At 60.7% G+C, this 6711-nt stretch carries 8 protein-coding genes and 1 pseudogene; 7 read left to right on the forward strand and 2 right to left on the reverse strand.

Features of this window, described 5'->3' with window-relative positions; all coding sequences use genetic code 11:
• The 6 genes and pseudogenes from QZY07_RS12945 to yihA form a co-directional block, all read left to right on the forward strand.
• Positions 1–183: transposase (locus QZY07_RS12945; RefSeq protein WP_295403276.1), on the forward strand; the 183-nt coding region annotated here is incomplete at its 5' end.
• A gap of 123 nt (positions 184–306) precedes the next feature.
• Positions 307–796 (forward strand): annotated as a pseudogene (locus tag QZY07_RS12950) (diphosphate--fructose-6-phosphate 1-phosphotransferase); the annotation flags it as partial.
• A gap of 7 nt (positions 797–803) precedes the next feature.
• Positions 804–1007 (forward strand): hypothetical protein, encoded by a 204-nt coding sequence (locus QZY07_RS12955; RefSeq protein WP_295403279.1) that lies wholly within the window; start codon positions 804–806, stop codon positions 1005–1007.
• A 228-nt stretch (positions 1008–1235) separates the two neighbouring features.
• Positions 1236–1784 carry an inorganic diphosphatase gene (gene ppa, locus QZY07_RS12960; protein ID WP_295403282.1) on the forward strand — a complete coding sequence of 183 codons (549 nt, stop codon included), beginning with the start codon at positions 1236–1238 and terminating at the stop codon, positions 1782–1784.
• Positions 1784–2269: a cyclic pyranopterin monophosphate synthase MoaC gene (moaC, locus tag QZY07_RS12965; protein ID WP_295403285.1), complete on the forward strand. Its 486-nt coding sequence runs from the start codon at positions 1784–1786 to the stop codon at positions 2267–2269. The genes ppa and moaC overlap by 1 nt, the downstream gene beginning before the upstream one ends.
• An 8-nt stretch (positions 2270–2277) precedes the next feature.
• The gene (yihA, locus tag QZY07_RS12970; RefSeq protein ID WP_295403297.1) at positions 2278–2937 is read left to right on the forward strand and encodes a ribosome biogenesis GTP-binding protein YihA/YsxC; all 660 of its coding nucleotides are present in this window, start codon (positions 2278–2280) and stop codon (positions 2935–2937) included.
• A gap of 66 nt (positions 2938–3003) precedes the next feature.
• Here yihA and QZY07_RS12975 read toward each other — a convergent pair whose 3' ends face one another.
• Positions 3004–3852 carry a hypothetical protein gene (locus QZY07_RS12975; RefSeq protein ID WP_295403288.1) on the reverse strand — a complete coding sequence of 283 codons (849 nt, stop codon included), beginning with the start codon at positions 3850–3852 and terminating at the stop codon, positions 3004–3006.
• Between the two features lie 317 nt (positions 3853–4169).
• Between QZY07_RS12975 and QZY07_RS12980 the strand changes: the two genes are divergently transcribed.
• A complete protein-coding gene (locus QZY07_RS12980; protein WP_295403291.1) occupies positions 4170–5657 on the forward strand; it encodes a phosphomannomutase in 1488 nt (495 codons plus the stop codon).
• 55 nt (positions 5658–5712) lie between these two features.
• Here QZY07_RS12980 and QZY07_RS12985 read toward each other — a convergent pair whose 3' ends face one another.
• Positions 5713–6522 carry a Uma2 family endonuclease gene (locus QZY07_RS12985; protein ID WP_295403294.1) on the reverse strand — a complete coding sequence of 270 codons (810 nt, stop codon included), beginning with the start codon at positions 6520–6522 and terminating at the stop codon, positions 5713–5715.
• Positions 6523–6711 lie beyond the last annotated feature (189 nt).

Genomic DNA, 6711 nt, shown 5'->3' on the forward strand with positions numbered 1-6711 from the left:
GGCTTATCACTCTATTTTTTGCCGCCTTATTCACCGCAATTAAATCTAATCGAAATTCTTTGGCGTAAAGTCAAATATGAATGGATGCCAAACTCGGCTTATAAGAATTTTAAATTACTTGAAGCTGAACTTCGGGGAATGTTATTATCATATGGAAAAGAATATAAGATTCAATTCAGCTAATATCATGAGTCGCATTCCTACAAACAATTGTAATGAAGTACTTACAGAGCGATCATGATGAAGCGTTTATACTCATGCTTGCGCGTTATATAAACGGCATTTATGGTCTTCATTCCTTCTCTTCCCGAGACCAAATTCGATCAGGCGCACTTCCTCGCCGCAGTCTTAAGGAAGAAGGTCGAACGTTTCGATTTCTGCACCATTGTCGTCTCCGAGGGCACCAGGTATCCCGATGGCCGATTATCTCCAGCGTGCCGCGCGTCATCTCGCCTCCAAGACCGATGTCGAGCAGGCGTATGCCATGAGCCGGGCCGGGGTCGAGTTCGCGCTGGCCGGACACAAGGCCGTGATGCCGACCGTCCGGCGTCTGAGCAGCGATCCCTATGCCAGGGAAGTGGGCGAGGCGCCGCTGTCGGAGGTCGCTAATGTCGAGAAATTCATGCCGCGCGACTTCATCACCGAAGACGGCTTCGGCATCACGCCAGTCTGTAAGGAGTATCTGATCCCGCTGATCCAGGGCGAAGACTACCCGCCGTTCGAGCATGGTCTGCCGAAATACGTCACGCTGAAGAATGCCCCGGTGGCGCGCAAGCTCGCGGCGTTCGAGGTTTGATCGACGCATGACGCTCGACCATGCCCGCGCGCTGATTCGTACCCAACTTCAGTTCGGCGGCGGTTATAACCGCCATGCCGTGCGATTGATCCTGGGCGAGATTCAGCGTGAGCATGGTCGGGGCGCGGCGGATGACTTGATTCGGGAACTGGATCTGGAAACAACCTTCGGGCTCCAGCCAGGGCGCGATTTTTCTGGGACGGGACGCTAAACCGTGTCGACTCCGATACCGGCCGGTTGGCGCGAATCCGGCTGATCGAGCAACGGAACGCATCCGGTCCTTGACAAGGTTGTCGCGCTCAAGGATTGAGATTTCCAAGCCTGGGATGGATTACAATTGGCAATCAAACGTCGCGCCAGGCCCGTCAGGGCCTTTTTGCATTGAGTCCGAAGGCTTTATGCCGCAACGCCCACACTGCTGAACCACTGAGGCCGATCCATGGATTTATCGAAGGTTTCCCGGGGCGATAATGTGCCCAATGTCATCAACGTGATCATCGAGATCCCGTCCCACGCCGAGCCTGTCAAGTACGAAATGGACAAGGAGACCGGCGCGATGTTCGTCGATCGCTTCATGTCCACGGCCATGCACTATCCCTGCAATTATGGTTATGTGCCGCACACCTTGTCGTCGGATGGCGACCCGGTGGACGTGATCGTGGTGACGCCCTATCCGCTGATCTCCGGATCCGTCATCAAGTGCCGGCCGATCGGCGTGCTGACGATGACCGACGAGTCCGGCGACGACGCCAAGATCCTCGCGCTGCCGATCGACAAGCTGTTCAAGGGCTATCGCAACGTCGAGAGTTTCCGCGATATGCCGCCGCATCTGCTGGATCAGATCGCGCACTTTTTCGAGCACTACAAGGATCTCGACGAGGGCAAGTGGGTGCGCGTCGGCGGTTGGGGCAATCGCGATGAAGCCTGTCAGGAGATCATGGCGAGCGTCGAGATGTTCGAAAACGCCCCGGAAAAGCCGGCCTTTTAATGCCGCTGACCCACTTCACTCCAACGGGCGAGGCCCACATGGTGGATGTGGGGGGCAAGGCCGTGACCCGGCGGCACGCGGTGGCCGAGGGCTGGATCCTCATGGAGGCGGCCACCCTCGCGCTGATCGAGTCGGGTCGCCACGCCAAGGGCGATGTGCTGGGAATCGCGCGCATCGCCGGGATCATGGGGGCAAAACGGACCGCCGATCTGGTGCCGCTGTGTCATCCCGTGAGTCTGACCAGGGCCGAGATCGCTCTGACCATTCGTGCCGAGGACGCTTCGGTCTGTTGCCGCGCAACCGTTGAAACCACGGGCCAGACCGGCGTCGAGATGGAGGCGCTCTGCGCCGTCCAGGTCAGTCTGCTGACGATTTATGACATGTGCAAGGCCGTCGATCGCGGGATGACAATCTCGAACGTCCGCCTTCTGGAGAAAGAGGGCGGCGCTTCCGGCCACTGGATCCGCGATCGGAGCCTAGCGTGACAATGCAGATGAATCCCTTCTATCAGCGTGCTCACTTTCTCACCGCCGCCATGCGGCTCGATCAGACGCCTGCCGATACCGGTCGCGAAGTCGCCTTCGCGGGTCGCTCGAACGCGGGTAAATCGAGTGCCATCAATACGCTCTGCCATCAGAAGAGCCTGGCAAGAACGAGTAAGACCCCCGGTCGAACCCAACAGATCATCTTCTTCGAACTGGACGCGGAACGCCGATTGGTGGATCTGCCGGGCTATGGCTATGCCAAGGTCTCGGAGGCCATCAAGCTGCAATGGCAGCAACATCTGGCGAACTATCTGGAATATCGCCGTTCGCTGGCCGGGCTCGTGATCGTCATGGATATCCGTCACCCGCTGACGGAATTCGACCGGCGGATGCTGGACTGGGGCCGGCGGGGCGAACGCTCGATCCTGCTGCTGCTGACCAAGGCGGATAAACTAAAACGGGGCGCCGCGCAGGCGACCCGGCTCGCGGTGGAGCGCGAGGTCGCGAATGACGATGGCAGGGTTGCGGTGCAGTTGTTTTCGGCACTGGAACGACAGGGTGTCGAAACGGTGCAGGGGCTGCTCGATCGATGGCTTGAGGTTCCTGATCGTCATCTCGTGGACAGTGCCGCCGACAGCGTGACGGGATCGGACGACTCCCGCTCCTGATTCATTGGCGGACCCGTGCGCAACGAGCGTTGCGCATGGATCCGGCTCTTAAAGATCTGTCGATCCTCAGTTGCCAGTCGACCAGGGCGGCGGACCTTGATTGTAACCCTGATCCTCCGGGTAGGGCATCATGGGCCGATGCATCATGCCTCGTGGAGCGTGGCGATAAGCGCCATCGCCCGGATAACCCCAAGACTCCTGATCTAGGCCGGCGTCAGGGTAAGGCATGGGGCGCGACATCCTTGCCGGGGGACGCCCGAAGAGTGCCTGGGCCGCTTCACGCTGTTCATCGGTCATCTGTTCGACGGTCTTGCGGTATTCCTCGAAGCGTTTCTCCATCTCCTGCTGGCGCTTTTCGGCTTCCTCCCAAGGTGGCGTCTCGGGCATCTCGATCCCACGCTCCGCCGCGTCCGCGCGCATCCGCTTCCAGCGTTCCTCGCGCATGGCCTGCCGCTCCTCGGGAGTCATGGCGCGCATTCGCTCTTGCATCCGTGCCTTCATGTCTTCCCGCCATTGGCGCATCGCTGCGTCATCCTCGTCCCACATCCCGTGTCGGGCGCCCATCTCGGGCGGTTCCGGCATCGCGGGCAGCGTTTCCCAAGGCGGAGTTTTAGGCATCTCCACCCCAATCTCGGCGGCACTCGCGCGCAAATCGTCGTAACGCTTCTTGCGCTCCGCCAGCATGGCCGCGCGACGCTCTTTGACTTCGGCGCGAGCGGTTTCGGCCGGCGTCGGCGTGGCATTGGCTGGTTTCGCACTGGCTGGGTAAGGGGCGGGAGCCGCGGGCTCGTCGGCCTTCGTAGGCGCGGGTTGCGGTTCGGCAGCGATCGCGCTGGGCGCCAGGAGCGTTTGGGTCAAGGCCAGAACCAAGGCGGCGGACGCTGCGAGCGGGATGAATGGTTTCGTCACGATCATGATGAATCCTCGTTTTAATGGATCTTTTTTCGGTTGCACTGGTGATGACGATGCAGGCTGAGCCGCCTGCGTGTTGGTTTTTCTTCAGCCCCGGCTGGCCGGTCAGGTTGGGTATCCGCGAAGCGAAATGCTCAAAACCAAAGTCTGTAACCTGGATGCGGTTTGACCGGTGAAAAGCCCTCTTGAGATACGATCGTGTTCTGTCTTTCACAAGGGTCGGTCGCTGCGAGATTGATTATGCGCGGGATGACTGGGGTAAGATTGCGATTGGAGCGAATCACCTTCAGCCGGCCACTGTTCTCCACGGGGAAGCGAGCATGCGTATTGGCGATCTGATGAACGAAAGCGGTGTCAAGTTCGGCACCAGCGGTGCCCGTGGGCTGGCCGCGGACATGACCGATTGGGTCTGTTATGCCTATACGGCGGGTTTTCTTGGTTATCTCAAAACGGCCGGAATCCTGGCTTCGGGTCAGGATGTCGGGATCGCGGGGGATCTGCGCCCCAGTTCGCCGCGCATCATGAATGCCTGCGCCGCGGCCGTCATCGATCTCGGTTATCGTCCGTGCAATGTCGGCCCGATCCCTAGCCCGGCGCTTGTTGCTTATGGCATGGCACGGGGCATGTCGACCCTCATGGTGACCGGCAGTCATATCCCCGACGATCGCAATGGCATCAAATTTAATCTGCCCACGGGCGAAATCCTCAAGCGCGACGAGGAAGGGATCAGCCTTCAGGAGATCCGGCGTCCGGAGGGTCTGTTCGATGCGCTCGGCGGCTTTGCGGTGGGGCAGGGCGCGGCTCTGCCTGATCCGGATCCGGTCGCCTACCGTGAGTATGTCGGCCGTTATTTGGACTTTTTCCCCGCGGATTGTCTCCATGGCCTGCGGGTAGGCGTCTATGAGCATTCCAGCGTGGCGCGCGAGGCTTACGTTGCCGTGCTCGCGGGTCTGGGCGCGCGGGTCGCCCGGCTGGGACACTCGGAGGTTTTCATCCCGGTCGATACCGAGGCGATCCGACCCGAGGATGTTGTCCTGGCTCGCGACTGGGCCGCGAGCGGCCAATTCGATGCGCTGGTGTCGGCGGATGGCGACGGCGACCGCCCGCTGATCGGCGACGAGACGGGCGCCTGGCTGCGCGGGGATATCGCCGGCGTGCTCTGCGCGCGCCAACTCGGCGCCCGGGGCGTTGTGACCCCGGTGAGCAGCAACACGGCGGTGGAAAAATGCGGCTGTTTCGAGTCGGTGAGACGCACCCGAATCGGCTCGCCATTCGTCATCGCGGGCATGTTGCAGGCAATGGGCGAGGGTCTGGCTCCCGTGGTTGGCTACGAAGCTAACGGCGGTTTTTTGCTTGGCACGGACATTGATCGCGACGGTCGCGTGCTGGCGGCACTCCCAACGAGGGATGCCGTCATTGTCGCCGTGACCATCCTGCTGGACGCGGTCGAACAGGGCAAGCCGCTGTCCGCGCTCGCCCGCGATCTGCCGGGCCGTTTCACCCACAGCGACCGTCTCAAGGACTTCCCGACCGAGATCGCCCGGGCCGGCATCGCGGCGTTGTCCAGCGGCGATGTTCAGCGGGATAAAGCGGCCATCGAGGCGGTGTTTGGCGCACAGTTCGGCGCGGTCACCGACCTGGAGATGACCGACGGCCTGCGGATGACGTTTGTCAGCGGCGAGATCGCGCACCTGCGCCCATCGGGCAATGCGCCTGAACTGCGCGCCTATACCGAGGCCGACAGCCCGGAGCGGGCGGCGGAGATGAATCGGATCTGCATGGAGATCCTGGCCGGATGGAGGGGTTGAGTGGGTGCGGCCGACAGGATGCCGGCGCTCCCAGTCCTCGTTCGTTGTTCACGGATCAATTTAACTCGGGGTCGATCCCTAACGCCCTCAGCCTTTCGGCCAATTGGTCCGCCCGCAGCCGTTCCTGATTGGCGCGTTCCCGCTCCTGTTCGGCGCGCTCCTGTTCCTGCCTGACCAGCGCCTGTTCCTGTCTGACCAGTGCCTGTTCCTGTCTGACCAGTGCCTGTTCCTGTCTGACCAATGCCTGTTGCTGCTTGACCAATGCCTGTTCCTGGTCGATCACTTCGGGCAGCGTGGGAATCGGCGCGCCGCTCTCGTCGAAGAAGCGCAGAAGACCCTCATGGACGCCGAGCCGCAGACCTAGAATGGGGCTCGCCAGCAGGCCCTGGGGGTCTGCTGGGATCGGTTGATAGAGCCTGTCCAGCAGATGAAAGCCGGCGAATTCACCGGTGTCGGGCGAAAACCAATAATACTCCGGGGTACGGAAGACATCCTGATAGAGGGTCTTTTTGATGGTGCGATCGCCCCGCGCGGTGGCATCCGAAAGCAGTTCGATGATCAGATCCGGATAGCGCCCGCCCTCCAGCCAGACGGTCCAGGAGCGCCGAGGTCGTCGCTCCACGCCACGCACCAGGAAAAAATCAGGGCCACGCAGTTCGCGCCGGGTGAATTGATCTTTCCTGAAATACACACTGAGATTGGCGCCGATGAAATAGTCGTCCCGAGCACGCCAATGCCATTCCAGCAAGCTGACCAGAAGGGCGAGCTGTTCGTAATGTAGCGTGCTTTCCATTTCCGGCTCGTCGCTCTCCGGTTCAAGGCCATCGGCGAATGACAGCCGGAAGTCTTCGACAGTCAGTGACATGGCGGGACACCTGTAGTCATGAACGTGTTTTAAGTCTAGCGCATCCGCCTTAGGCGATTTCCGGAAGGGGGGTGGTCGGTTAGTGCCTCCACGCCCTATATGTTGTGGTCACCACTTATAGCCATGCGTCACTGCGGCTTCAGTGACGGGCTCGGTAACGACCGCCTGCTCCATGAGTCGGCGGAAGAC

The organism is uncultured Thiocystis sp. (assembly GCF_903866365.1).
In the GTDB taxonomy this organism is placed as follows: Bacteria; Pseudomonadota; Gammaproteobacteria; order Chromatiales; family Chromatiaceae; genus Chromatium.

Bases quoted from the DNA above. Each gene is read 5' to 3' on its own strand.
- QZY07_RS12955 (WP_295403279.1), top strand. From the start codon at position 804: ATGACGCTCGACCATGCCCGCGCGCTGATTCGTACCCAACTTCAGTTC.
- ppa (WP_295403282.1), top strand. From the start codon at position 1,236: ATGGATTTATCGAAGGTTTCCCGGGGCGATAATGTGCCCAATGTCATC.
- moaC (WP_295403285.1), top strand. From the start codon at position 1,784: ATGCCGCTGACCCACTTCACTCCAACGGGCGAGGCCCACATGGTGGAT.
- yihA (WP_295403297.1), top strand. From the start codon at position 2,278: ATGAATCCCTTCTATCAGCGTGCTCACTTTCTCACCGCCGCCATGCGG.
- QZY07_RS12975 (WP_295403288.1), bottom strand. From the start codon at position 3,852: ATGATCGTGACGAAACCATTCATCCCGCTCGCAGCGTCCGCCGCCTTG.
- QZY07_RS12980 (WP_295403291.1), top strand. From the start codon at position 4,170: ATGCGTATTGGCGATCTGATGAACGAAAGCGGTGTCAAGTTCGGCACC.
- QZY07_RS12985 (WP_295403294.1), bottom strand. From the start codon at position 6,522: ATGTCACTGACTGTCGAAGACTTCCGGCTGTCATTCGCCGATGGCCTT.